This is a genomic window from Paraferrimonas sp. SM1919 (assembly GCF_010993985.1).
In the GTDB taxonomy this organism is placed as follows: domain Bacteria; phylum Pseudomonadota; class Gammaproteobacteria; order Enterobacterales; family Shewanellaceae; genus SM1919.
Window position 1 is genome coordinate 1 of the sequence record NZ_WINH01000064.1, and the last position, 1,138, is coordinate 1,138.

A 1,138-nucleotide genomic window follows, 5' to 3' on the forward strand; every position below is an offset into this window, starting at 1 on the left:
GGCAAAGACCGCTTTGTTCCTCTCCCTAAACGCACATTACTGGCGCTGAGATACTATTGGAAGACACATCGACACCCAAGCTACTTGTTCCCTGGAGCAAATGGCGACCTTATGGCCTATATGGACAGAGGTGGGATCCAAAAAGCGATGAAGCGAGTTGTCATTGATTGCAACATCCACAAAAGCATTAGCCCACATAACCTGAGGCACAGCTACGCTACCCACTTATTAGAGCAAGGCCTAGACTTGCGTTCAGTACAACAGTTATTAGGTCACAACAGTTTAAACACCACCGCACGTTATACCCGCCTCACTCAAATTACCCGAAAAAATACCGCTCAAGCCATTAATCACTTAACCAATACTCTGGTGCTGAAATGGGAGTGTGGGCTATGACGTTTATCGATATCCTACGGCAACATCATGATGAGTTACTTAAGCATTATGGTGGCCAACTTAATCAAGACCAACACCGTGGCATAAAAGCCATGCTCAGTTGTCGACAGAACACCGACAGAGTCAGTCGTTGGCACTGTGATAGTTGTGATGAAAATACCGAGGCACCATTATCTTGCGGTCATCGCCACTGCCCCCAATGTCAGCACCACACCACCAGTGAATGGCTGGCAAGGCAGCAACGAAAACTGCTACCTGTGAATTACTTTATGGTGACCTTCACTGTACCCTATGAGCTTCGGGCATTGATTAAAACGAATGCCAAATGTGTCTACCCCATGTTGTTCAAAGTGGCAGCCAGTGTATTAAAAGACTTCGCTGCGCGTAAGAAAACGCTGCAAGGCCAGATAGGGTTTACAGGTGTGTTACACACCCATAGCCGTCAACGTGATTATCATCCACACTTGCACTTTATACTCCCTGCGGGCAGTTATCACTCGACAACCGAACAGTGGCATAAACATAAAGGCAAATATCTGTTCAACGTACATAACCTTGCTAACGTCTGGCGGGCAAGGTTGTTAGAAATGCTCAAGCACACGCTCTCGTTACCCTTGCCAGCGGGGATGAAGCAATCTTGGGTAGTGCATTGCGTTAAGGTTGGCCAAGGTGCGCCTGCATTAAAGTATTTATCACGATACCTTTACCGCGGTGTATTGCCAGATAAAGCCATAGTGAAAGT

General features: G+C 46.9%; 2 protein-coding genes. Both read left to right on the forward strand.

The window, feature by feature from the left end:
* The coding region (locus GFB48_RS17135; protein ID WP_163938673.1) for a tyrosine-type recombinase/integrase at positions 1 to 396 on the forward strand (396 nt) is incomplete at its 5' end.
* The coding region (locus GFB48_RS17140) for a transposase zinc-binding domain-containing protein (protein ID WP_163938676.1) at positions 393 to 1,138 on the forward strand (746 nt) is incomplete at its 3' end. The genes GFB48_RS17135 and GFB48_RS17140, both read left to right, overlap by 4 nt.